This window comes from Stenotrophomonas sp. YJH_SMC_133 (assembly GCF_059370655.1).
This window is the reverse complement of record NZ_JCAFTW010000003.1, coordinates 125567-147795: the sequence shown is the minus strand read 5'-3', so window position 1 is coordinate 147795 and position 22229 is coordinate 125567. Positions and strand designations below refer to the sequence as shown.

General features: G+C 68.1%; 23 protein-coding genes. 7 read left to right on the top strand and 16 right to left on the bottom strand.

Annotated elements, in window-relative coordinates; translation table 11 throughout:
- Positions 1-46: 46 nt before the first annotated feature.
- Genes purN through purM form a run of 5 tightly spaced genes read right to left on the bottom strand, consistent with a single transcriptional unit; the run spans position 47 to position 3396 of the window.
- Entirely contained in the window at positions 47-706 is a 660-nt protein-coding gene (gene purN / locus AC5P78_RS05130) for a phosphoribosylglycinamide formyltransferase (protein WP_005412505.1), read from the bottom strand.
- On the bottom strand, positions 703-1365 hold the full coding sequence (locus tag AC5P78_RS05125) for a DUF2238 domain-containing protein (RefSeq protein WP_049451050.1): 663 nt from the start codon (positions 1363-1365) through the stop codon (positions 703-705). Before AC5P78_RS05125 ends, purN begins: the two co-directional genes overlap by 4 nt.
- Positions 1366-1406: 41 nt before the next feature.
- Complete coding sequence (locus AC5P78_RS05120; protein ID WP_049397534.1) at positions 1407-1829, bottom strand: hypothetical protein; 423 nt, start codon at positions 1827-1829, stop codon at positions 1407-1409.
- Entirely contained in the window at positions 1826-2314 is a 489-nt protein-coding gene (locus AC5P78_RS05115) for a hypothetical protein (protein WP_323157106.1), read from the bottom strand. Before AC5P78_RS05115 ends, AC5P78_RS05120 begins: the two co-directional genes overlap by 4 nt.
- A gap of 23 nt (positions 2315-2337) precedes the next feature.
- A complete protein-coding gene (gene purM / locus AC5P78_RS05110) occupies positions 2338-3396 on the bottom strand; it encodes a phosphoribosylformylglycinamidine cyclo-ligase (RefSeq protein ID WP_005412508.1) in 1059 nt (352 codons plus the stop codon).
- Between the two features lie 99 nt (positions 3397-3495).
- Between purM and AC5P78_RS05105 the strand changes: the two genes are divergently transcribed.
- The 3 genes from AC5P78_RS05105 to hda are packed head-to-tail and all read left to right on the top strand — an operon-like array spanning position 3496 to position 6508.
- Positions 3496-4635, top strand: a complete 1140-nt coding sequence (locus tag AC5P78_RS05105) for a DUF2066 domain-containing protein (protein ID WP_005412509.1) — start codon at positions 3496-3498, stop codon at positions 4633-4635.
- The gene (locus tag AC5P78_RS05100; protein ID WP_005408407.1) at positions 4632-5801 is read left to right on the top strand and encodes an AI-2E family transporter; all 1170 of its coding nucleotides are present in this window, start codon (positions 4632-4634) and stop codon (positions 5799-5801) included. Before AC5P78_RS05105 ends, AC5P78_RS05100 begins: the two co-directional genes overlap by 4 nt.
- Positions 5801-6508 (top strand): DnaA regulatory inactivator Hda, encoded by a 708-nt coding sequence (gene hda, locus AC5P78_RS05095; RefSeq protein WP_005408408.1) that lies wholly within the window; start codon positions 5801-5803, stop codon positions 6506-6508. Before AC5P78_RS05100 ends, hda begins: the two co-directional genes overlap by 1 nt.
- Before the next feature lie 529 nt (positions 6509-7037).
- Here hda and murU read toward each other — a convergent pair.
- The 4 genes from murU to AC5P78_RS05075 form a co-directional block, all read right to left on the bottom strand.
- Positions 7038-7748, bottom strand: coding sequence for an N-acetylmuramate alpha-1-phosphate uridylyltransferase MurU (gene murU / locus AC5P78_RS05090; protein ID WP_323157105.1), 711 nt, complete (start codon positions 7746-7748; stop codon positions 7038-7040).
- On the bottom strand, positions 7745-8770 hold the full coding sequence (locus tag AC5P78_RS05085; protein ID WP_111193266.1) for an aminoglycoside phosphotransferase family protein: 1026 nt from the start codon (positions 8768-8770) through the stop codon (positions 7745-7747). The genes murU and AC5P78_RS05085 overlap by 4 nt, the downstream gene beginning before the upstream one ends.
- Before the next feature lie 64 nt (positions 8771-8834).
- On the bottom strand, positions 8835-9104 hold the full coding sequence (locus AC5P78_RS05080; RefSeq protein ID WP_323157104.1) for a GlsB/YeaQ/YmgE family stress response membrane protein: 270 nt from the start codon (positions 9102-9104) through the stop codon (positions 8835-8837).
- 68 nt (positions 9105-9172) lie between these two features.
- On the bottom strand, positions 9173-10666 hold the full coding sequence (locus tag AC5P78_RS05075; protein ID WP_005408412.1) for a M20 family metallopeptidase: 1494 nt from the start codon (positions 10664-10666) through the stop codon (positions 9173-9175).
- A 199-nt stretch (positions 10667-10865) separates the two neighbouring features.
- Between AC5P78_RS05075 and AC5P78_RS05070 the strand changes: the two genes are divergently transcribed.
- From AC5P78_RS05070 to AC5P78_RS05055, 4 genes are all read left to right on the top strand, one after another.
- Complete coding sequence (locus tag AC5P78_RS05070; protein ID WP_024958219.1) at positions 10866-11192, top strand: ComEA family DNA-binding protein; 327 nt, start codon at positions 10866-10868, stop codon at positions 11190-11192.
- A 352-nt stretch (positions 11193-11544) separates the two neighbouring features.
- Positions 11545-12630, top strand: a complete 1086-nt coding sequence (locus tag AC5P78_RS05065; protein WP_012479357.1) for a L,D-transpeptidase — start codon at positions 11545-11547, stop codon at positions 12628-12630.
- 17 nt (positions 12631-12647) lie between these two features.
- On the top strand, positions 12648-13373 hold the full coding sequence (locus AC5P78_RS05060; RefSeq protein ID WP_005408415.1) for a murein L,D-transpeptidase catalytic domain family protein: 726 nt from the start codon (positions 12648-12650) through the stop codon (positions 13371-13373).
- Between the two features lie 34 nt (positions 13374-13407).
- Positions 13408-14016 carry a HutD/Ves family protein gene (locus AC5P78_RS05055; RefSeq protein WP_005412516.1) on the top strand — a complete coding sequence of 203 codons (609 nt, stop codon included), beginning with the start codon at positions 13408-13410 and terminating at the stop codon, positions 14014-14016.
- Between the two features lie 147 nt (positions 14017-14163).
- On the opposite strand, the gene AC5P78_RS05050 is transcribed toward AC5P78_RS05055, so the two are convergent.
- From AC5P78_RS05050 to AC5P78_RS05020, 7 genes are all read right to left on the bottom strand, one after another.
- Complete coding sequence (locus AC5P78_RS05050; RefSeq protein WP_323157103.1) at positions 14164-15768, bottom strand: sulfite reductase subunit alpha; 1605 nt, start codon at positions 15766-15768, stop codon at positions 14164-14166.
- A complete protein-coding gene (locus AC5P78_RS05045) occupies positions 15765-16736 on the bottom strand; it encodes an FAD:protein FMN transferase (RefSeq protein ID WP_414498234.1) in 972 nt (323 codons plus the stop codon). The genes AC5P78_RS05050 and AC5P78_RS05045 overlap by 4 nt, the downstream gene beginning before the upstream one ends.
- A 53-nt stretch (positions 16737-16789) precedes the next feature.
- Positions 16790-17593 (bottom strand): DUF4198 domain-containing protein, encoded by an 804-nt coding sequence (locus tag AC5P78_RS05040; protein ID WP_005408419.1) that lies wholly within the window; start codon positions 17591-17593, stop codon positions 16790-16792.
- Positions 17594-17715: 122 nt separating this feature from the next.
- The gene (locus AC5P78_RS05035; protein WP_005408420.1) at positions 17716-18234 is read right to left on the bottom strand and encodes a DUF2271 domain-containing protein; all 519 of its coding nucleotides are present in this window, start codon (positions 18232-18234) and stop codon (positions 17716-17718) included.
- A 26-nt stretch (positions 18235-18260) separates the two neighbouring features.
- Positions 18261-18899: a PepSY-associated TM helix domain-containing protein gene (locus tag AC5P78_RS05030; protein WP_323157102.1), complete on the bottom strand. Its 639-nt coding sequence runs from the start codon at positions 18897-18899 to the stop codon at positions 18261-18263.
- A 199-nt stretch (positions 18900-19098) separates the two neighbouring features.
- Entirely contained in the window at positions 19099-21519 is a 2421-nt protein-coding gene (locus AC5P78_RS05025) for a TonB-dependent receptor domain-containing protein (protein WP_099498040.1), read from the bottom strand.
- 146 nt (positions 21520-21665) lie between these two features.
- Positions 21666-22067: a hypothetical protein gene (locus AC5P78_RS05020; RefSeq protein WP_044569619.1), complete on the bottom strand. Its 402-nt coding sequence runs from the start codon at positions 22065-22067 to the stop codon at positions 21666-21668.
- Between the last annotated feature and the right edge of the window lie 162 nt (positions 22068-22229).

Here is a 22229-nt window from a genome sequence, read left to right as displayed (position 1 = left end):
GGGGCAGGATGCCAGCCCCGCAGTCAGCGGGGCGTGTGCAAGAGCGTTACCGGTTCAGGTTTCCGGCGGAATCTAGGGCCAAGGGGCTAAACAGGGGGTGACCGTCCAGCCAGGGCTGACCCTCCCGTTCAGCCAGGCGGCCCTCGCACAGCAGCTGCAGTGTGGCGATCAGCAGCGGATGCTCCACCGCAAGCACGCGTGCGGCCAGCGCCTGCGCGTCATCGCCGGGCCGCACCGGCACGCGGGCCTGCGCCAGCACCGCGCCGGCATCCAGTTCGGGGACCACCAGGTGCACGCTGGCGCCATGCTCGGCGTCACCGGCCTGCAGCGCCCGCGCGTGGGTGTCCAGGCCCTTGTGCAGCGGCAGCAGCGACGGGTGGATGTTGACCAGGCGGCCATCGAAACGCTGCACGAAGGCCGGACCAAGGATGCGCATGTAGCCGGCACAGACGATCCAGTCCGGCTGTACCGCGGCAAGCGCATCGCCGAGCGCCTGCTCGTAGCTGGCGCGGTCGCTGAATTCCTTCGGTGCATGCGCCCAGCGCAGGCCGGCATCGACACGCAGCAGGGCCTCTGCGGCGGGGCGGTCGGAGAACACGCCGACCACCTCGGCCGGCAGGCGGCCGCTGCCGATCGCGTCGAGGATGGCCTGCAGGTTGCTGCCGCGGCCCGAGGCGAGCACAGCGATGCGGGTTGGGGCGGTCATTGCAGGCAACTCCGGCGGATCAGAGGCCAGGTCAGCAGGCTGCCGACGGTCGCCATCAGCATGTCGGCATGCGCATCCCACATGTCACCCTGCTGGCCGTTGTAGGCTTCGGCGGCATCCGGCGACAGCGCCAGCGCGATGGCCCATTCGAACCATTCGTAGACCAGGCTGGCACACATCACCGTCATCACCGCCAGGGTGAAGGCCTGGCCCAGGCGCAGCGCCGGCCACGCATGACGGGCCAGCTGCAGCAGTGCGGGGGTGAAGCAGACGCCGAACAGGAAGTGGATGAGGCGGTCGAAATGGTTGCGCTGCCAGCCGAAGGCCGCATTCGGCGACCAGCCGGTCAGCATCTGCGCCCAGGCGTCGTAGGGCACGTTGGAATACAGCCAGCGCGCCGCCACGCAGTGCAGGGCGATGAAGCCGCAGATGGCGATGAAGGCGCCGTTGCCCAGCCAGCCGCCGCGGCGGTCAACCCACAGCAGGGCGGCCAGACCGACCACGGTCAGCGTGCTGTGCAGGGCCTGCTCGGTGGGCCACAGCGGGTGGATCCAGCTGATCGCGAAGACCGCCAGTACGGCGGCGAAAGCCCACTTCTTCGGGCCCGGGAAGCGGCGGGTGGTGGGCGAAGCAGACGTCGGGAGGGCAGGCGCGGACATGGGAAATCGATCAGGATAGGGCGCGGCGTCTGCCGCCAGGTTCAGGCACTGAGGTGATCACCGCGGTCGAACAGCGCAGCCATCTCCGGCTTGGACAGGAACACCCAGGCATAGGCGGCCAACGCCATGCCCAGTGGTCCAGCCAGCACGCCCAGCCACGCCGCGCGCTGGCACCAGGCCAGCCCGGTGCGATGTGACAGCTGGCGCGCGGTGTGCAGCTGCACGAACCCCAGCACGGCGGCCAGCACGGCCATGGACGCATAGACCGTGGTCAGCATCCAGGCATCCTCCAACCCGCGCGACTGGGCCACCCAGCCGCTGAGGCCGAGGAACGCCACTGTGGCGACCCAGTGGAAACCGGCCAAGGCGTAGAACAGCACTCTCAGTGTCTGCAGATGGCTGGTCAGCTGCAGCTGTGCCAGGGTCTGATGCGGCAGCGGCGGCGGATTGCCGGAGGCGGTCATGCGGTCGCGGCGGGAAGGTCGAAGGCGGCCTTGACCTGCGGGCGCAGCAGGGTGATCAGGCTGAACACCCCCAGCACCGTGCCGACCGGCGTGAACAGGCAGGCCAGGCCAGCCGCGATCAGGCACAGCAGATGGCGACGGCGGCGGGACAGGCAGCGGCCGGCATAGGCCACGAACGCGCCCAGCGTGATGCCACCGAACACGACGACGCAGCCGAGAACGGTGAACACCCAGCCCATCAGGCGCTGTTCCTCCAGCGAGGAGGGCCCGCCGCCGGACTTCATCGGCAGGCTGCCGGTCAACGCGGCGATGCCGATCACGATGTGCAGGATGAAGATCAGCGAGAACAGCACGATCAGGCCACCGACCACGTAGTGTGCGATGGCCAGCATGCGCAGGTGGTCGGCATCCTGCGCGCTGAACGGCGGTACCGTCGCCAGCGGCGGCGGCACGGGGGCGGGCGACAAAGGGGGCGTTGCGTCCATGCGGGGCTCCTGGGTTGCCGGCGTCAGCCGATGTGGACGCGTTCGGCGCCTTCGGCGGTGACCACCTGGCCGATGGTCCAGTGCTCCAGGCCCTGCGCCTTGACTGCATCGGAAACGGCAGCCACCTGGTCCGCTGCGACGATCAGCACGAAGCCTATGCCGCAGTTGAAGGTGCGCCACATCTCGCTGTCGGCCACCGCGCCTTCCTTCTGCAGCCACTGGAACACCGGCGGCAGGGTCCATGACGACGCCTGGATGTCCAGGCCGAGGCCGTCGGGCACTACGCGGATGATGTTCTCGGTCAGGCCGCCGCCGGTGATGTGGGCCATGCCATGGATGGCCTCGCCGTGCGACTTCAGCAGCGACAGGATCGGCTTCACATAGAGGCGGGTCGGTGCCATCAGCGCATCGACCAGCTTCACGCCGCCTTCCAGCTCCAGATCGGCCGGGCGACCGGCGCGGTCGTAGATGCGGCGCACCAGCGAGTAGCCGTTGGAGTGCGGGCCGGAGGAGGCGATGCCGATCAGCACGTCGCCGGCGGCCACGCTGGCGCCGTCCTTCAGCTCGCTCTTCTCCACCGCGGCGACCGTGAAGCCGGCCAGGTCGTATTCGCCGGGGGCGTACATGTCGGGCATTTCAGCGGTTTCGCCGCCGATCAGCGCACAGCCGGCCTCGGTGCAGCCGTTGGCGATGCCGCCCACGACCGCTGCGGCGGTGTCGATGTCCAGCTTGCCGGTGGCGAAGTAGTCCAGGAAGAACAGCGGTTCGGCGCCCTGCACCAGCACGTCGTTCACGCACATGGCGACCAGGTCGATGCCGATCGTATCGTGGCGGTTCAGCTGGTGGGCCAGCTTCAGCTTGGTGCCCACGCCGTCGGTACCCGACACCAGCACCGGCTCGCGGTACTTGTTGGACAGGTCGAACAGGGCACCGAAGCCACCCAGGCCGCCCATCACTTCCGGGCGGAAGCTGCGCTTGACCAGGGGCTTGATCCGCTCGACCAGCGCATTGCCGGCGTCGATGTCGACCCCCGCGTCACGGTAGGTGAGGGGGGAGGGGGCGGAAGACGGGGTGTTGGTCACGGGCGTCGGCGCTGGCAGGGGTTGAACGGGCGATTTTAACAGGCCGCATTGGCGCAAAGGCCGTATTCGGGCAACAATTCCCCCGGATACGTCGAGCCAATGGATGTCCTGATGCGCCGCAGCCTGATTCTGACCCTGCTCCTTGCGCTGAGCCTGCCGGTGGCCACGATGGCCCAGAGCGGCCTTCGCACCGAGGGTGATGTCGCCACCGCCAGTGGCGCGTACGAGGCCGAAGTGCCCGTCAACAGCCAAGCCGAGGCCGATCGCAACGGCGCCCTGGCCCGCGCCCTGAGCGTGGTACTGGGCAAGCTGTCCGGCGACCGCAGCGTGATGTCCCGCCCCGGCGTGGTGCAGGCGCTGCGCAACGCCAAGGACTACGTGGCTAGCTACGACTACAAGCAGGATCAGAGCGTGGGCGCCAGTGGCGCCCCCAGCTTCCGTACCCTGCTGGTGGCCCGCTTCCGCGAGGATGATGTCGACTCGCTGGTGTCGGCGCTGGGCCTGCCGCTGTGGCCGCAGCCGCGACCGAAGCCGGTGCTGTGGCTGGCCGTCGACGATGGCAGTGGCCCGCGCCTGGTCAGCGTGCAGCAGGCCAACGCCGCCCGGCCGTTGCTGAACCGCGCCATCGAGCGCGGCTACAAGCTGGGCCTGCCCAGTGGTGGCGCCGCCGAACAGGCGCTGGCGGGTGCGATCTGGCGCCAGGACAGTGCCGCCGTGGCCCGTGCCTCCTCGCGCTACTCGCCGCCGATGCAGCTGATCGGCAAGTTGTACCGCGCCAATGGCGGCTGGCAGGCGGACTGGGTGTTCGTCGACAACGGCCGTGAACTGAACAAGTGGACCAGCAAGGACGCCAACGCCATGCGCGCGATGGCGGCCGGTGCCGACGGCGCCGCCGATGCGCTGGTCAAACGCTATGCCAAGGCCGGCGCCGCCGTCGGTCAGGCCGGGACCTACCGTGTGGTGGTCACCGGCATCAACAGCGCCGACGACTACCTGCGTCTGGCCGCTGGCCTGCGCGAGGTGCCGGTGGTGCGCAATGTCACCCCCCTGCATGCCTCGGCTGGCCAGCTGGAGCTGAACCTGGAGATGACCACCGGTCTGGCCGGCTTCAACCGCATGCTGGGCGACAACGGCGTGCTGGCGCCGAGCGCTCCGCTGCCGGCCCTGCCCGCTCCGATCGACGACACCACCGGTACCCCGGTGGCCGCCCCGGTCAGCAACGAGTACCGCCTGCGATGACTCTGACCCCGGAAGCGGAAATCGCGCAGTTCCTGCGCCGCCTGAAATACATCCTGTTCGCCGGCCTGATCGGCTGGGTGGTGTGGCTGCTGGCGCCGATCCTGACCCCGTTCGTGCTGGCGCTGGCGCTGGCCTGGCTGGGTGACCCGCTGGTGGACCGCATCGAGGCCACCGGCCGCTCGCGCATGACCGGCGTAGTGCTGGTGTTTGCGGCGATGGTGCTGGTGATCGTGGCGCTGCTGCTGGTGCTGGTACCGATGATCGAGCGCCAGATCACCACCCTGATCGCGGTTGCCCCGCAGGCACAGGCGTGGCTGATGGAGAAGGGGATTCCCTGGTTCGAGCAGAAGACCGGCCTGGAAGTGATGCAGTGGCTGGACCCGGACCGCCTGATCGAATGGGTGCGCAGCCACTGGCAGCAGGCCGGCGGCTTCGCCACCACGTTCATGGGCTACGTCTCGCGCTCCGGCTTCGCGATGGTGACCTGGGTGGTCAACATCCTGTTGCTGCCGATCCTGGCGTTCTACTTCCTGCGTGATTGGGACAAGCTGGTCGAGCGCGTGGCGTCGGTGATTCCGCGCAACCACATTGGCACCATCAGCGCGTTGGCGCGTGAGTCCAACGAGGTGCTGGGTGCGTTCATCCGCGGCCAGTTCCTGGTGATGCTGGCACTGGGCGTGATCTATGCCGGCGGCCTGTCGCTGGTCGGCCTCAAGCTGGGGCTGCTGATCGGCCTGATTGCCGGTCTGATCAGTTTCATCCCGTACCTGGGCGCGACCACCGGCGTGCTGATGGCGGTGATCGCCGCGCTGGTGCAGGCACAGGGCTTCGACCTGAAGCTGCTGATCCTGGTCGGCGTGGTGTTCACCGTGGGCCAGCTGCTGGAGAGCTACGTACTGACCCCGCGCATCGTCGGCGACAAGATCGGCCTGCACCCGGTGGCGGTGATCTTCGCGGTGATGGCCGGCGGCCAGCTGTTCGGCTTCCTCGGCATGCTGCTGGCGCTGCCGGTGGCGGCGGTGACCAACGTGCTGCTGCGCTACGCGCACCAGCGTTACCGCCAGAGCGAGCTGTACGTGGGCGAGAAGCCGGCAATCGTGCTTGACGGCGTGGTCGATGCGCCCCATATCATCGTTCCGAACGAAAAAGGCCCCGACCTGAAGTGATGGGTGTGCCGCAACTGCCGCTGGCCCTGCATTACCCGCGGGACCAGCGCCTGGAGACCTTCATCGGCGCGCCGGATGGCGCGCTGGCGCAGCTGCGCGCGATCGCGGTGGGTGCCAGTCACGATTGGGTCTACCTGGAAGGTGCGGCGGGCACGGGCAAGACCCACCAGGCGCTGGCGATGTGTTCCAGCGCCGAGCAGGCAGGGCGCCTGCCGACCTATGTGCCGCTGGCCAGTGCGGCCGGCCGCGTGCGTGCGGCGCTGGATGGGCTGGAGGCGCGCGAGCTGGTGGCGCTGGACGGCCTGGACGAGGTTGCCGGCAACCGCGACGACGAGATCGCGCTGTTCGATTTCCACAACCGCGCGCGCGCCGCGGGCGTGACCGTGCTGTACACGGCGCAGAAGGCGCCGGAAGCGCTGGGCCTGGTGCTGCCGGACCTGCGTTCACGGCTGGGCCAGTGCGTGCGCGTGCTGCTGCAGCCGCTGGATGAGGAGGGGCGGGCAGCGGTGCTGCGCGAACGCGCGCTGCGACGCGGCCTGGCGATCGACGAGGCATCCATCGAGTGGCTGCTGTCGCACACCGGGCGCGAGCTGGGTGGGTTGATCACGCTGCTTGACTGGCTGGACCGCGAGTCGCTGGCGGCGAAGCGGCGGATCACCGTGCCGTTCCTGCGCCAGGTGTTGGAAGAAGGCCGGCCCCGCTACTGAGGGTGGGGTTTGTTTGCAGGGCTGCGCCCTGCACCCGCAGAAGCAACGTCAACGTCAAAAGCTGGCTATCCGTGGGGATGGCGGGGTGGATCCGGTTGCGGGGGACGCTGCAAGTACGTCCATGTAGCTCGGTCGCCGCATCCATGCGGCTCACGCCCCCGCAACCGGATCCACCCCGCCTTCGACAGGTTCCCGCGATCTGCCGGGACTGCGTACTGCACTGCTGACTGCTGACTGCTGTTGGTGGGTGTCGACCTTGGTCGACACGTGTCTTGCTTGTGGTGGGTGACGACCGTTGGTCGTCACCAGAGCAAGCGCAGCGAAGCGACCCGCTTTTGCTTTTCTTTTTTCTTTTCCGTGGCTGGACGCCCACGGAAACTGTCAGAGGCTGGTCGGGTGGGCCATGCAGGGGCGTTGGCGCCATGGATGGCGCCATCGAGCTTACAGGGACGTACTTGCAGCGTCCCCTGCATGGCCCACCCGCCCGGCCAAGCACGCGATCCGCTCTACGCGACCGGCCACGAGGGGCTCAGCCGTTCGCCGCCAACTCCACATCCAGCGCGCGCAGGCGATCCACGGTGCCGACATCGGTCCAGCGCCCGCGATGGTGCTGCCCGGTCATCAACCCCTGCGCCATGAAATGCTTCTGCAGCGGCACCACCGAGAACTTCGGCGGCAGCCGCTCGCTGCCCGGCGCCTCGCCGATCACCGTGCGCCAGTCGGCCACGATCGAAGGACGGTACACGCCGATGCCGGCATAGGTCAGGCACGGTCCTTCGCGATCGTGGTGCAGCACCCCCTGCGTATCGAGGCGGTAGTCACCGTCCGCGTGCTGAACCGGATTGTCGACCAGCACCAGGTGCGCCTGGCCCTGCGGCTCGCGCGGCAGCGTGGCGAAATCGAAATCGGTCCAGATGTCGCCGTTCACCACAAGGAACGGGGCATCGCCCAGCACCGGCAGGGCGTTGAGGATGCCACCGCCGGTCTCCAGCGGGGTCGCTCCTTCGTACAGGAAATGCAGGTGCAGGCCCCATTGGCTGCCATCGCCCAGCGTCGCCGGGAACTGTTCGGCCAGCCATGCGGTGTTGACCACCACCTCGCGCACGCCGAGTGCGGCCAGGCGTTCCAGGTGCCAGACGATCAACGGCTTGCCAGCCACTTCCAGCAGCGGCTTGGGCGTGTGCAGGGTCAGCGGGCGCATGCGTTCGCCGAGGCCGGCGGCAAAGACCAGCGCCTTCATCGGGCCACGCGCATTGGTGCACCCAGCTCGGCCAGCGCCGGCTTGATGCGCTCGTCCAGCAGCTGCTGCAGCGGTGCCAGTTCCCGATAGCGCGGCAGCACTTCATCCAGATAGGTGATGAAGCGCGGTGCGTCGTCGAGGTAATGGCCCTTGTTGTCGCGGTAACGCAGCCGGCAGAACAGGCCCAGGATCTTCACGTGGCGCTGGATGCCCATCCAGTCGGCATCGCGCAGGAAGGTGGCGCGGTCGGGCACCGGCAGGCCGGCGTCGCAGGCGCGCTCGTGATACTGCGCCAGCCATTCGTCCACGCGTTGCAGTGGCCAGCTCAGGAAGGCGTCCTTGAACAGGCTCACCGCATCGTAGGCGATCGGGCCGCGCACCAGGTCCTGGAAATCCAGGACTGCGGGGCCATCGTCGACCGGCATCAGGTTGCGCGGCATGTAGTCGCGATGGGTCATCAGCTGGGCCTGGCCCAGCGCGTTGTCCATCAGGCGGCGATGCACCAGCTGCAGGCCTTCGATCTCGCCGCAGTCCAGCTCCAGTTTCAGGTGGCGCTGCAGGAACCATTCATCGAACAGGCCGGCATCGCGCTGCAGCAGCGCCTCGCCAAACTGGCCGAAGTCAGCCGGCACCGGGATCGCCTGCAGGCGCAGCAGCTGTTCGATCGAACGGCCGAACCATTCATCGGCATTGCGCTCGTCGAGGATCCTGGCCAGGGTCGGGCCGCCGAGATCTTCCAGCAGCAGGAAGCCGGCATGCAGATCCTGCGCCAGCAGCATGGGCACGCGCAGGCCGTTGTCGTGCAGCAGGCCGCGCATGCGCAGCCACGGCCTCGGATCTTCCAGCCCCGGCGGGGCATCCATCACGATGTGGCTGCCGCGCGTGCTGGTGGTGCGCCAGTAGCTGCGCATGCCGGCATCGACCGAGGCGCGTTCGACCACCGCGTTGGCATCATCGAGCTGGGTACGGGCCCACTGCAGGCGCTGCGCGCTGCGCTGGGGATCGGAGGCGGGTTCGGTCATGCAGGCATATCCGGGCGCGCCGGGCGCGCCAACGTCGGGAACAGGAAGGGAAGGAGGGACGGGGTCAGCGACGGCCGCTGAACAGGCGCAGCACGGCCAGCACGGCCACCGCACCCACTACCGCACCGAGGAAACCGGCCGGCTCACCGGGGGCGTACCAGCCCATGTACTGGCCGAACCAGCCGGCCACCAGGGCGCCAAGGATGCCCAGCACGATGGTCAGCAGGCAGCCCATGCGGTTGTTGCCGGGCATGAAGAAACGCCCGAGCAGGCCGACGAAGAAGCCGACCAGGATGATGTAGAGCCAGCTGCTGCTGCCGAACAGATCATTCATGCGCGCGATTTCCGCCAAGGGTGGACGCAGCCTAGCAAGGCCAGGCTGCGTCCGTCACGGGTGCCGGATCAGCAGCAGCCGTGGTCGCCGTGGCGGGTGCCGCTGTCGGCAGCCACCGGCGAACCGCTGGTCTCGCCGCGCAGGCTGGCCGCGTAGTGCTCGCTGATCACCTTGGACACGCAGGCGGTGACCTTCTTGCCCATCGGGATGTGCAGGAACTCGTTCGGGCCGTGCGCATTGGAGTGCGGGCCGAGCACGCCGGTGATCATGAACTGGGCACCCGGGAACTTCTCGCCCAGCATGCCCATGAACGGGATCGAGCCGCCTTCGCCCATGTACATCGCCGGCTTGCCGAAGAAGGCCTGGCTGGCGTCGTCGATGGCCTGGGTCAGCCACGGCGCCATGGCCGGGGCGTTCCAGCCGGTGGAGGCCTTTTCCAGGTCCAGGGTGACCTGCGCGCCATTCGGCGGGTCGCGCAGCAGCGCTTCCTTCAGCAGCTCGCCGCAGGTCTTGCCATCGGCCGTAGGCGGCAGGCGCAGCGACAGCTTCACCGAGGTCTGCGGGCGCAGCACGTTGCCGGCCGATTCCAGCGGCGGCATGCCACCGACGCCGGTGACCGACAGCGCCGGGCGCCAGGTGCGGTTGAGCACCAGCTCGGTCAGGTCCTCGTTCATCGGGCGCAGGCCGTCGACCATCGGGAACTTCTCGAAGATCTCGGTATCCACCACTTCGGCGGCGCGCTTGGCCTGTTCCAGGCGCTCGGCCGGGATCTCGACGTTCATGCCGTCGATCAGGATGCGGCCGGTCTCCTGGTCTTCGATGCGCGAAAGGATCTGGCGCAGCAGGCGGAAGCTGGACGGGATCACGCCGGAGGCATCGCCGGAATGCACGCCTTCGTTGAGCACCTTCACGGTGAAATTGCCGCCGGTCAGGCCGCGCAGCGAGGTGGTGCACCACAACTGGTCGTAGTTGGCGCAGCCCGAATCCAGGCAGACCACCAGCGACGGCTTGCCGATGCGGTCGGCGAGGTGGTCGACATAGGCTGGCAGGTCGTAGCTGCCAGACTCTTCACAGGCTTCGATCAGCACCACGCAGCGCGCGTGCGGCAGGCCTTGGGCCTGCAACGCCAGCACGGCGGCCAGCGAGCCGAAGATGGCGTAGCCGTCATCGGCGCCGCCGCGGCCATACAGCTTGTCGCCGCGCAGGACCGGGGTCCACGGGCCGAGGTCGTCGTCCCATCCGGTCATTTCCGGCTGCTTGTCCAGGTGGCCGTAGAGCAGGATGGTGTCGTCGCCGGTCTCGGCGCCGGTGGCCGGAATTTCCAGGAAGATCAGCGGGGTACGGCCTTCCAGGCGCACCACTTCAACCTTCAGGCCGGGCAGCTGCTGGGCCCTGGCCCAGTTCTCCATCAGCGTGACCGCCTGTTCCATGTAGCCGTTCTGCACCCAATTGGCGTCGAACATCGGCGACTTGTTGGGAATGCGGATGTAGTCGACCAACTGCGGGACGATCTCGCTGTCCCACTTGTCATTGACGAATTGGCCGAGCTTGGCGCTGTCCATCTGAAACTCCGGTTGCATGGGCTGATCCGGCCATTCTACGCCTGTGCCACGGGTAGGGTTTTTCCTACATCACGTCGGGTATTTGGCTGGCTTACGGAAATCCGGGAAACCGATAGGCTGTGTGCATGTGGTGACGGACACTGTTCCTACCGACGGGATTGCCGGTCGGGGCGGCCAGAATCACAAGGAGATACACGTTGTGCCTTGGTTTGTCGTGTTGAGGGCACTGGTGCTGGTCATGGGGATCGCTGGGGCGCATGCCGCCGAACCGATCGACATCAACCGCGCCGATGCCCAGGCGCTGCAGCAGGGATTGACGATGGTCGGAGCCGCCAAGGCCGAGGCGATCGTCGAGCACCGGCGCAGACATGGCCCGTTTCATCGCGTCGAGGACCTGACGCAGGTGAAGGGGATAGGGAAAGCAATCGTCGAACGGAATCGACAGCGGATCACCGTAGGCAACAGGTTGTTGCCGGCGGATCCGGTACCCGGATCGGTACCGGTGCGAACCGTACCGAGGCGCTGACAGCAGGAATCGTCGGAACCGGCAGGAAGCTGGTTCAGCGGTCACGGACAGGACGGCCGTGACCACCGACCGCCGCAGGACGCGGCACCAATCACCAGGATGGTGGCATCACAGACCTGTGGAAGGGGCTGAGATACAAACAGGACAGACGCGGCCGCGTGCAGGATGCAACGCTACCCCCACAGCGCAGGATGCGAGGGGGCGGCAGCAGGCCGACAAGGACGTAACGATTGCCCGGTACGACACATGGCTGTGTCGCCGGGCAGTTTCATTTCCGGCGCCTGGTTTTGCCGCGGCCACCACGGGCCGATGGTGTACGGTGGCCGCACCGCATGGAAAGGACCCCCGCTGGATGCTCCCGCTCCGCCCCACCACCCTGATGCTCGCCCTTGCACTGGCCCTGCCGCTGCTGGCCCATGCCGCTGCGCCGACAGCGGCTGGCAAGCCCACGGCTGCCGCAGCCAGCAGCGCTGAAGTGCGCGGGCCGACCGACCTCAAGCCGGGCGAATACCTCTGGCATCCGGAAATCTCGCCGACCGGTCCGATCGTGCTGGTGGTCAGCCTCGATGAGCAGCGCGCCTACGTCTACCGCAACGGCATTGCCATCGGCCTGACCACGATCAGCTCGGGCAAGGCCGGGCACGAGACGCCAACCGGCGTGTTTACCATCCTGCAGAAGGACAAGGACCACAGGTCCAACCTCTACAACAGCGCGCCGATGCCGTACATGCAGCGGCTGACCTGGGACGGCATCGCCCTGCATGGCGGCAGCCTGCCCGGGCATCCCGCCTCGCACGGCTGCGTGCGCCTGCCGCAGGCCTTCGCGCAGAAGCTGTTCAGCGAAACCCAGCGCGGCGATACCGTGGTCGTGGCCGATGCCAAGAGCTCACCGATGACCCTGGCCTATCCGTCGGTGCTGGCGCCGGTGAACGCGCGTGGCCAGGCGCTGCCGGAGGCCGAGGGCGGAGCCCCGGCACAGGCTTGGTGGGACGACAGCGCGGCGCCGGCCGGGCAGGTCGGCATCCTGGTCAGCCTGCACGACCAGCGCCTGTACGTGCTGCGCGATGGCGTGATGATCGGCGAGTCGCCGCTGAAGGCTGACGCCCTGCCGGCGTTCCAGGGCACCACGCTGTTCGTGATGGGGCAGGGTTACAGCGACACCCCCAGCCCGCTGGACGTGAACCAGCGTCTGCACCAGTGGACGGCCTACCCGTTGCTGGGCCAGGACCGTGCCCAGGCCACGCCGGACCTGCTGGCCACGCCCTCGCTGCCGATGGCGCTGCCGGCCGATTTCGCCCGCCAGCTGTACCAGGTGCTGGTGCCGGGCACGACCCTGCTGGTGACCTCGCTGCCGGCGGTCCGCCCAAGCCCGGCTGAATCCGGAATGCAGCCGGTCTTGGAATCCGAGCCGCCAGGGTCCACCCTCAAGGGCAACTGAGTGCCCTCGTTGTGCCCATGACTGCATCCCGCCTGTGCCGGCTGGCCGCGTTCGGCCTGCTGGCGACCTCGGCCAGCGCCCCGGCGCTGGCACAGACGCCCGCCCTTGCCACCAGCGCCGATGATCTGGCTGCCCTGCTGTCGCGCAGTGCGCCCAAGGCCGACCGCCACGTGTTGCAGTTGGCGGCGCACGCCATGCGCTGTGCGCTGCAGCGGCCGGAACTGGGCATCAATGGTGATCGCCTCAGCGTGATCGACTATTCGCGCCCGTCCACCGAGCCGCGCCTGTGGGTGTTCGACCTGGCCCACCAGCGCCTGCTGTTCGAGGAGTGGGTGGCGCATGGCCGCAACAGTGGCGAGAACCGCACCGAGCACTTCTCCAACCGCGATGGCAGTTTCATGTCCAGCCTCGGCGCGTTCACCGCGCAGGAGACCTACATGGGGGGCAATGGATATTCGCTGCGCCTGGCCGGGCTGGAACCGGGCTTCAACGACCGCGCGCGTGACCGAGCCATCGTCATCCATGGTGCGCCATACGTGAATCCGGCTGCCGCGCAGCTGCAGGGGCGGCTGGGCCGCAGCCTGGGTTGCCCGGCGGTGCGCCTGTCGGTGGCCAGGCCGCTGATCGATGCGTTGCGTGGCGGCACGATGGTGTTCGCTTACTACCCCGACCAGGATTGGCTGAAGCACTCGCAGCTGCTGGCCGGCGGGTGCGGTGGCCAGGGCACGCTCGCCACGCGGTGATGCACGACGGCGCGCGGCATGATGCAATACGCCGATGAACATCGACTCCCTGCTGCACACTCCGAGCCAGGTGATCTCCAGCCTGGACTACCGCCGCGAACGTTGGCGCAACGGCCTGGGCTGGACCCGCGAGATCCTGCGCCTGCCCGCGCAGGGCGATGACTGGGCGCTGCGCCTGTCGGTGGCCGAAATCGAACAGGATGCCGCGTTCTCTGCCTTCCCCGGCGTGGAGCGCGAACTGGTGTTGCTGCAGGGCAATGGCGTGCGCCTGCGCTTCGACGATGGACGCGTGGCGGAAGTGCTGCCGCCACACGGACGAGTGCGGTTTGCTGGTGAGGAGACACTGCACGGGGAACTGGTCGATGGCACCACCCACGACTTCAACCTCATGTGGAAGCGCGAGCTGCTGCAGGCCGAACTGCTGCACCGGCCGCTGGTGGGCGCGATGTTCTTCTTCTGCGAACCGGGCGTGGCCTGGGCGCTGCATCTGCTGGCCGGTCAGGCGGAGTTTGGTGCCGACAGCGGGCTGCCGGCGTTGCAGGCGGGCGATACCGCATGGTTGGCGGCCGGCGAACGTCAGCGGCACGCGTTGCAGGGCGGTGGCGAGTTGCTGGCGATACGGGTCAGTGCAGCAGCGGGATGATTCCTGGGCGCCGGTGGGCGCCATCCACGCATGGCGTGGATCTACAGCTGTGAGGTTGTCACCATGCCTGGGCACGCCGTCATGGTGCGGCTGTGGTTGGGGTCAGAGCCCTTTCCTGCGGAAAGGGATCCGACCCCGATGGTTCGTTCAATACACATCGCGCCGGTAACGACCGGCCAGCAACAGCGCTTCCTTGCCCGCAGTACCCAACACCTGCTCGATCACCGCATCCACCGCCGGGGCCATGCCCTGCAGGCTGCCGCAGACCAGGATCGTCGTGCCTTCATCCACCCACTGCCGCAGCGTTGCCGCTTCGGCCAGCAGCCGGTCCTGCACATAGCGATGCGCGCCGCCATCGCGGCTGAACACCGCATCCAGCCGCGCCAGCGTGCCGTCGGCCAGCATCGCCTGCAGTTCTTCACCGAAGTGGAAGTCGTGCGCGGCGGTACGCTCACCGAACAGCAGCCAGGTGCGGCGCGCGCCACTCCGGGCACGTTCGTGCAGATGCGCGCGCAGGCCGGCGATGCCGGTGCCGTTGCCGATCAGCAGCAGCGGCACATCGGCGGGCACGCCACGGAAATTGTCGTTGCGGCGCAGACGCAGCTGCACCGGTTCGTCGATGGCCGCGTGTTCGCACAGCCAGCCACTGCCGATGCCCGGTGTTCCATCGGCGCGCAGTTGGCGGCGCAGCAGCAGCTCCACCGCACCGTCGGCCATCACCGAGGCGATCGAGTACTCGCGATGCGGCAGCGGCTGCAGGGTCGCCAGCAATGCAGGCAGATCACCCGGGGGAACCAATGAGGGCAGGTGCGAGCGCGCGACGCGTGCCAGCAACGTCTGTCCGTCATCCAGCACGATGTCCGCGTCAAAGCGTTGTGTGTCCAGCCAGGCACGCACGGTGTGCGATGCGTGCTGTGGGCCGATCTCGGCGATGTCACCGGCCTGCCATTGCGCATCTGCATCGGCTGGGGGCTGCAGGCGCAACCAATACACGGGGCCGCCGGGGCTGCCCGGGTTCAGATGCTCGCGTTGCAGCAGCGTCCACGGCTGGTACTCGGCCGGACTCCAGTCGGGCAGTTCGCTGGCGCTATCGCCGAGTTGTCCCAGCAGCTGTTGCCAATGACGCAGCGCTGCCGGATCGGCGTTGTCGACTTCGATTGCATCGAACAGTGGATGCGCGCCGTGCTGGCGCAGCCATTGGTCGAGCTGGTGACCGAATCCGCAGAAGTGGCCATAGCTGCGGTCGCCCAGTGCGAGCACGCCGTAGTGCAGATGCTGCAGCGAGGGCGGCGTGGCCATCACCCCGCGCAGGAAAGGCAGCGCGTGGTCGGGCGGATCACCTTCGCCGGTGGTGCTGGCGATGAACAGCGCGCGCTGGCTGCCGGCCAGCAACGCGGCGTCGACCTCATGCAGTCCGCGCACGCGCGCTGGCACGCCGGCACCGCGCAGGGCCTCGGCACTGCGTTCGGCCAGTTCGCGGGCGAAGCCGGTCTGGCTGGACCAGGCCAGCAGGATGGGCGCGGAGTCTCCGCTTGCGGCATCGTCGCGCGGGCGCCCACGCCACCACAGTGCAACGCAGGCCAGCGCATACAGCGCCGTGGCGAGTACCGCGATCTGGGACTGCCGCGCCGGTGGCGCACCCTGCCACCAGGCTTCACCGAGGTGCAGGCGCAGCAGCGCCCAGCCGATCAGCGCCAGCAGAAGCAGGACCAGCGCGTTGCCGAGCCACGCGCGCGACGGCCGGGTACTCATGGGCTCTGCTCGTCGAGCAGGCGCTGGAAGGCGCTGCTGAGGAATTCCTGCGGGCCGTCTGCTGCACGCTGCAGGTAGCGTGCAGCCAGGCCTTCGCGCTCGGCCAGCGCCATGCCCTGTTCGCGGCCCAGCACGGTCAGTGCGGTGGCCCAGGCATCGGCGTGCATGGCGTCGTCGGCCACCACGGTGACTGCCGCGGCAACCTGGCGCACCGGTCTGCCCGAACGCGGGTCCAGGCTGTGACTGTAGGCCTCGCCATCGACCTGGTACTGGTGCCAGCGATCGCCGGAGGTGGCCACCGCCTTGCCCTCCAGCGCCAGCACCCGCGGCGGGGTATTGGTGTGCGCATCTTCTTCCGGAGCGGACTCCACCAGCACGCGCCACGGCTGGCCGTCCGGTTTGCGGCCGTAGCCGGCCAGTTCGCCGCCGACTTCGACCAGCGCGGCAGTGATGCCCTGTGTGCGCAGCCACGCAGCGACATGGTCGACGCCAAAGCCCTTGGCGATCGCGGAGAGATCCAGTTCCAGCCCACCCGGTTGCAACAGCGCATCGTCCTGCCATTGCAGGCGCTGCCAACCGCAGCGATCGCGCGTGGCCTGCAGGGTAGCGTCGTCGGGCTGGCGGCGTTCACCGGCATGTGCACCGAAGCCCCACAGTGCAACCAGCGGACCGACGGTGGGATCGAAGGCGCCGCCACTGGTGGACGCGATGGCCTGCGCGCAGGCCACAACGTGGCAGGTCTCGGCCGGCAGCACGCACCATTGGCCCGCGTCGGCGCGGTTGTAGCGGCTCAGGTCCGAACCGGGCTCCCAGGTACTCATCTGCGCGACCACTTCGTCCAGCCGCGCCTGGATGCCGGCGTGCAGCGGGTGCAGGTCGCGCTGGCGCGGCGCGACCAGCGACACGCTCCAGGTGGTGCCCATGGTGGTGCCGCCGAGGCGGGCGATGTCGAGCAGGGAATCGGTCATGGTGATGCGTTGCGGGTGCGATGCCGGGCTGCCCGGCATCGCGGTCCACGTCATTACTGCGGCAGCACTTCCAGCGTGGCGACGTAGCTCAGGCGGCGCTTGGCGGCCTGCTTCACCGACGTCTTGTTGTCCTCGGTGCCGGTTTCCAGCCAGTACATGCCGGCTTCCGGCCAGGTCACCTTGATCTCGCCCTTGGCATCGCTGGTGACCTTCAGCTCGTCCTGTGCGTTGCGGTAGCGGGTGGCACCACGCACGATCTCGAATTCCAGGCCGGCCGCCGGCTTGCCATCGACGAGCACGCGGAAGGTGGCTTCCTCGCCGGCGAACAGATCGTTCGGGTGGCCGACGGCGACCAGCTCGATGCCACGGTTGGTCGGCTTCAGCGCAGTATCGTTCGGCGCGCCGTTGGTGACGAAGGTCTCCACGCGGCCGACCGACTGGCTCACTTCCAGCTTCTTCGCGTCCTTCGGCAGTTCGCCGAAGGTGGCAACGCTGCCGCGCCAGCGCTTGCGCTCGCCGTTCTGCTCGTAGGTGGCGAACAGGCCATCGTTGACCGACGCGATGCGGTAGGTGCCCGGCTGCTTCAGTTCGATGTCGAACACGCTGCGGTACTTGCCGGTCGACGCGTTCTGCGGCTGCACGGTGCTGCCGTCCGGTGCGGTGATCACCAGCGATTCCAGGCGCAGCGGCACGTGGTTGAAGTAGAACAGGTCGTTGGAGACCGCACCGTCGACGGTGATCCACGGCGCGTTGCCGGCGATCACGGTCTGCGAGGGCAGCAGCCAGGCCTTGTGGGCCAGGGCGGAGAAGGGAAGGGCAGCGGCCAGGGCGGCGGCGAGGACGAGCGTGCGCTTCATGCGGAAGACTCCAGTTGGAAGGGGTCGGATCCCTTTCCATCGGAAAGGGCTCTGACCCCGGGGGATACGGCGATGGGGTCAGAGCCCTTCCTGCGGAAGGGATCCGACCCCGGCTCAGGCAGTTATGGTTTGACGGCGAGGGTGACCTGGCCCAGTTCGGTGGCGCCCTGCGCCTTGCCGTTCTGCGCGGCGGTGGCCGGCCAGGTGAAGGGGATCTTCAGCAGTTCGCGGCCGCCGACTTCGCGCACCGCTTCCACCACCAGGGTGTAGTTGCCCGGGGCCAGCTGCTTCAGTGCCGGCTGCCTGTCATTGAACGACAGCGCGTGCTTGCCAGCCGGGCGGGTCGGACCGGTCACGCCGTCCACCGGCACCTGCAGGGTGCGGCCGCTCTTGCGCCACCACTGGCGCAGGTCGGGCAGCCACTTGGTGCCGTGGCCTTCGCTGTTGCTGGTCTGCTGGTACCAGACCGAGAGGTTGGCCGCGACCTTCTGGTCGGCGCCTTCCAGCCACACGGCCACATACGGGCGGTGGTATTCGGCCACGTTGAGCTTGGGCACTTCGACGTTGATGTCGAGGGTGGTGGCATAGGCCGGCGAGGTGGCCAGCAGGCCGCTGAGGGCGATGGTCAGGGTGACGCGCATGGGGCGGCTCCGGAAACGGGGAAAAGTCAGTGGATCAGCAACAGGGCGATCAGCAGCGGGATCATCAGGCCGAGGCCGACCAGCGGCCAAGTCATGCGCCGCTGCCGCGCATGCAGGTGCAGCAGGAACAGGCCGGTGATGCAGAACACCAGGCAGGCCACGGCGAACAGGTCCAGGAACCAGCCCCACGCCGGGCCCGCGTTGCGGCCCTTGTGCAGGTCGTTGAGGTAGGACACCGCGCCGCGCGAGGTCGATTCGTATTCCACCGCGCCGGTCTCGCGATCGATGTTCAGCCAGGCGTCGCCGCCGGGGCGCGGCAGCGACAGGTAGATCTCTTCGGGCGACCACTCGGCCGGTCGTCCGCCGATGGCGATGCCCAGCTGCGTGTCCAGCCATTGCCGGGCAGGGCGCGGAATCGGTGCGTTGCCGTCTTCGCGCGTTCCGAGCTGTCCAAGCAGCGCGGCCGGCAGTTCCAGATGCTGGTTCTGTACCTCGGGCTTGGCTTCGATCTTCGCGGCATGGTTGAGGGTCAGGCCGGTCACCGCGAACAGCAGCATGCCGATCAGGCACACCGCCGAGCTGATCCAGTGCCACTGGTGCAGCGTCCGCAGCCAGAAGCCACGATTCTGTTGCTGCTGCACGGTGGAAGAGGCAGGACGGCTCACGGCACGGTTCGAGGCGGACGAGGACTGCCCATTACATCATTGATGAGAATAGCTCGCAATTGCGTGTCGTTCTGTATCCCGGGAGCAGGCATTGCGGGTTGCCGGCCAGCGGCCGGCACTACCGATCGGTAGATCCAGGCCATGCGTGGATGAAGCGGTGCCGACCAAGGTCGGCACCCACCACAGCAGGGCGCGGCGATCAGAACTTCGCGTTGAGCGAGATCCAGTAGCTGCGGCGCTGGTCCTTGGTCGCGTAGTCATCCACGCAACTGAACTCGCTGGGATTGAGCAGCAGGCACGACTGCGAAACGAAGTCCTTGTCGAACAGGTTGTTGACCCGTGCGTTGACCGTCAGCCACGGCGTGGCCTTCCAGCTGCCGCCCAGGTGGAAGATCGTGTAGTCCTCGTAATAGCGCACGTGGCGGGCGCCGGCACTGTCGATGAGGGTGTCGCGATAGCGGTCGTAGCGGCCTTCGCCGATCAGCGACAGGCTGATCGCTTCGTTGATCTGCCAGTTGAGGCTGGCGTTGGCCATGTGCTTTGCCGGCGTGGTGCCTGAGATCGGGCGTCCCTTGTCGGGGCCGCTGGTCTGCTCGCTCCTGGTCCAGGTGTAGTTGCCGCGCAGCTGCAGGGTGTCGAGCAGGTCGACATGACCGGCCAGTTCCGCGCCGCGGGTCTCGGCCTTGTCGATGTTCACGCTCTGGGTGAAGGTGCTGTAGCCCAGTGCTGCCCAGCCTGGGCCGATGTCCACGCAGTAGCCGCTGCCGGCGCGCGCCACTTCGCAGTTCGGGAACGTTCCGCCGCTGGCGATCTTGTCTTCGAACGTGTTGAAGAAGCCGGTGACGTTGAAGCCCCAGCGCTGGCCTTCGTAGTAGGCGGCCAGCTCGTAGTTGGTGCTGGTTTCAGGCTTGAGGTTCGGGGAACCGACCAGCGGCAGCACGCCCTGGCCACCAAAGCCGGTGATGCCCGGGAACAACTGGTCCGGTCGCGGGGTCTTGTAGCCGGTGCTGACGCCACCCTTGAAGGTCCACGCATCGCTGGCGTTCCACACCAGGTAGCCACGCGGACTGACGTGGCTGCCGAACACGTTGTGGTCGTCGTAGCGCAGGCCGAAGGTAGCGGTGAGGGTATCGGTCAGCGCCCAGTTGTCCTCGGCGAACAGCGCCCACATGCGGTGCTTCTGCCTGGTGTTGCTGCGATAACCGGCGCCATCCATGCCGAACACGCCGTCGATCATGTCGGTGTCGTTGTACTGGCCGCCGACGGTCAGCTTGTGCGCGCCGAAGTCGAGGTCGAGCATCGTGTCGAGCACGTAGCCTTCCAGTTCCATGGTGCGCAGCGGACGCGGCAGGAACGCCTGCAGGCGCGCCATCTCGCTCGGGTTGAGCGCGGCCAGGGCATTGCCACGGCCGGCCGCACAGTTGTTGGCGGCGCCGGTGCGGCGGCAGACGTCATTCCACAGCGTCTGCAGGTTGGCGCGCTCGTCCAGGGTCAGCGGCAGCGAACGACCCAGGTTGCTGCTCTTGCTGTGGGTCAGTGAGGTCTGCCAGGTGCCGAAGCTGTAGCGGCCCTGGTGGGTCAGCGACAGCTGATCGCGCTCGTAGCGCTGGTAGGCGGTGTAGCCGACGCGCGGCTGCACCACGCGGCGGGTGACGGTGCCGCTGCCGTTCGGGTTGGGGATGACCGCATTGCCGACGCGCCACAGGCTGGCCAGGCTGTCCAGCGTGCCGGTCTGGCCTTCGCTGTTGTCGTACTTCTGCCGCGACACGTCGTAGTCCAGCCACAGTTCGTGGTCATCGTTGACCCGGAAGTCCAGGCGCACGCCGGTATTCCAGTTGGTGTTGGCCACCGACTTGCCACCGCCGCCGAAGCCGATGCTGCGCTCCCACAGGCTGCCGTCGGGCAGGGTCAGTGCGTCCCACTCCGGATTGGAGGCCTTGGCGTCGTAGTAGCTGCCGCGCACCGCCAGGCTGAGGCGGTCCTTCAGCAGCGGGCCGCTGAGGTACAGGTCGGTGGTGCGCGCATCACCGAACTGGTCATCCTGCTGCACGGTGAAGCCCTGGGTCACGGCGCCGTGCCAGCGGTCCTGGTTGCGTCGGGTGATGATGTTGATGACGCCACCCATCGCGTCCGAGCCATACAGCGTGGACATCGGGCCGCGCACGACTTCGATGCGCTCGATCGCGTCCAGCGGCGGCAGGTAGGCGAACTGGCCGCCACCGAAATTGTTCGGGTACAGCTGGCCGACATTGCTCTGGCGGCGGCCGTCGATCAGCACCAGGGTGTATTCGGACGGCAGGCCGCGCATGGAGATGGTGGCGCGGCCGTTCTTGTCGGTGGCCTCCAGGCCGACGTCGATGCCTTCGACGTCGCGCAGCGCGTCGACCAGGTTGGTGTAGGGGCGCTTGCTGAGTTCTTCGCGGCTGACCACGCTGATGCTGGCCGGTGCATCGATCACCTTCTGCTCGAAGCCGGAGGCGGTGACCACCACCTTGTCCAGCGTCTGTGGCGCGCCGGTAGCGTCACCGTGGGCGAAGGCAGGGGCGGTCATGGCCGCCAGCACGGCGCTGGTCAGCAGGGTACGGGACAGGGACGAACGGACACGATGGCGCTGGGCCATGGCAGTAACCTCGAAGGATGCAGGGTGGTGCGATGCCAGGCGCGAACGGCGCGGCATGCACGGGGAGGCCCGGTCAGGGGCGGCAGGGATGAAGCAGGCAGCGGCGCGCGGGCACGACCGCGCAGGCGGTCACGCGGGGCCGTGAATCAGGCGAGCGGCGGCGCCTGGCCGCGTTGCTGGCGGCGCCCGGGCGCATCGGCCCAGGGCGTGTCCGGAGCGGCCAGCGGCCAGTCCGGGCGCACGCCGGGCATGGCCGGCGTGGCGGGTATGAGTTCAAGCTCGGTGCGCAGCCATTGGCTGGCCAGCAGCAACGGCGGGCGTGCCTTCTCGGCTGATTTCACCGGAGCGGCAGCACAGCGGCGCAGCTTGGCCGGTGCCTCTTCCTGCAAGGCGCCTTCGCCGCCGCGCTCTTCCAGCGGCATCTGCACGGCCATTCCGGCCTGGCCGTGTGGCAGCAGCGGCAGGGTGCCCAGCAGCAACGCCAGCATCGCCACCCACGCCAGCAGGCTGGCCAGCGCAGGACGCTGGCCGCGCATTGCGGTGCCCATCTTGCGATGGATGAGTGGACGAGGGCGAAGCGGGCGCAGCAAGCAGGGGTCCCCAGGGGTCTGCCGGCAGCGGCCGGCATCAACGGGGCGTGATTGTAATGAGAGCTGTTAGCTGTTGCAAATGAGAATGATTGCCAAAATGTCGCAGGCCAGCCCGACCGG

What these genes read in the sequence shown, in the direction of transcription:
- AC5P78_RS05065 (WP_012479357.1), top strand. Translation starts at nt 11,545, where the DNA reads ATGCTCCCGCTCCGCCCCACCACCCTGATGCTCGCCCTTGCACTGGCC.
- AC5P78_RS05055 (WP_005412516.1), top strand. Translation starts at nt 13,408, where the DNA reads ATGAACATCGACTCCCTGCTGCACACTCCGAGCCAGGTGATCTCCAGC.
- AC5P78_RS05060 (WP_005408415.1), top strand. Translation starts at nt 12,648, where the DNA reads ATGACTGCATCCCGCCTGTGCCGGCTGGCCGCGTTCGGCCTGCTGGCG.
- murU (WP_323157105.1), bottom strand. Translation starts at nt 7,748, where the DNA reads ATGAAGGCGCTGGTCTTTGCCGCCGGCCTCGGCGAACGCATGCGCCCG.
- AC5P78_RS05035 (WP_005408420.1), bottom strand. Translation starts at nt 18,234, where the DNA reads ATGCGCGTCACCCTGACCATCGCCCTCAGCGGCCTGCTGGCCACCTCG.
- hda (WP_005408408.1), top strand. Translation starts at nt 5,801, where the DNA reads ATGGGTGTGCCGCAACTGCCGCTGGCCCTGCATTACCCGCGGGACCAG.
- AC5P78_RS05085 (WP_111193266.1), bottom strand. Translation starts at nt 8,770, where the DNA reads ATGACCGAACCCGCCTCCGATCCCCAGCGCAGCGCGCAGCGCCTGCAG.
- AC5P78_RS05100 (WP_005408407.1), top strand. Translation starts at nt 4,632, where the DNA reads ATGACTCTGACCCCGGAAGCGGAAATCGCGCAGTTCCTGCGCCGCCTG.
- AC5P78_RS05075 (WP_005408412.1), bottom strand. Translation starts at nt 10,666, where the DNA reads ATGGACAGCGCCAAGCTCGGCCAATTCGTCAATGACAAGTGGGACAGC.
- AC5P78_RS05115 (WP_323157106.1), bottom strand. Translation starts at nt 2,314, where the DNA reads ATGGACGCAACGCCCCCTTTGTCGCCCGCCCCCGTGCCGCCGCCGCTG.
- AC5P78_RS05025 (WP_099498040.1), bottom strand. Translation starts at nt 21,519, where the DNA reads ATGGCCCAGCGCCATCGTGTCCGTTCGTCCCTGTCCCGTACCCTGCTG.
- AC5P78_RS05050 (WP_323157103.1), bottom strand. Translation starts at nt 15,768, where the DNA reads ATGAGTACCCGGCCGTCGCGCGCGTGGCTCGGCAACGCGCTGGTCCTG.
- AC5P78_RS05105 (WP_005412509.1), top strand. Translation starts at nt 3,496, where the DNA reads ATGGATGTCCTGATGCGCCGCAGCCTGATTCTGACCCTGCTCCTTGCG.
- AC5P78_RS05080 (WP_323157104.1), bottom strand. Translation starts at nt 9,104, where the DNA reads ATGAATGATCTGTTCGGCAGCAGCAGCTGGCTCTACATCATCCTGGTC.
- AC5P78_RS05020 (WP_044569619.1), bottom strand. Translation starts at nt 22,067, where the DNA reads ATGGGCACCGCAATGCGCGGCCAGCGTCCTGCGCTGGCCAGCCTGCTG.
- AC5P78_RS05040 (WP_005408419.1), bottom strand. Translation starts at nt 17,593, where the DNA reads ATGAAGCGCACGCTCGTCCTCGCCGCCGCCCTGGCCGCTGCCCTTCCC.
- purN (WP_005412505.1), bottom strand. Translation starts at nt 706, where the DNA reads ATGACCGCCCCAACCCGCATCGCTGTGCTCGCCTCGGGCCGCGGCAGC.
- AC5P78_RS05120 (WP_049397534.1), bottom strand. Translation starts at nt 1,829, where the DNA reads ATGACCGCCTCCGGCAATCCGCCGCCGCTGCCGCATCAGACCCTGGCA.
- AC5P78_RS05125 (WP_049451050.1), bottom strand. Translation starts at nt 1,365, where the DNA reads ATGTCCGCGCCTGCCCTCCCGACGTCTGCTTCGCCCACCACCCGCCGC.
- AC5P78_RS05045 (WP_414498234.1), bottom strand. Translation starts at nt 16,736, where the DNA reads ATGACCGATTCCCTGCTCGACATCGCCCGCCTCGGCGGCACCACCATG.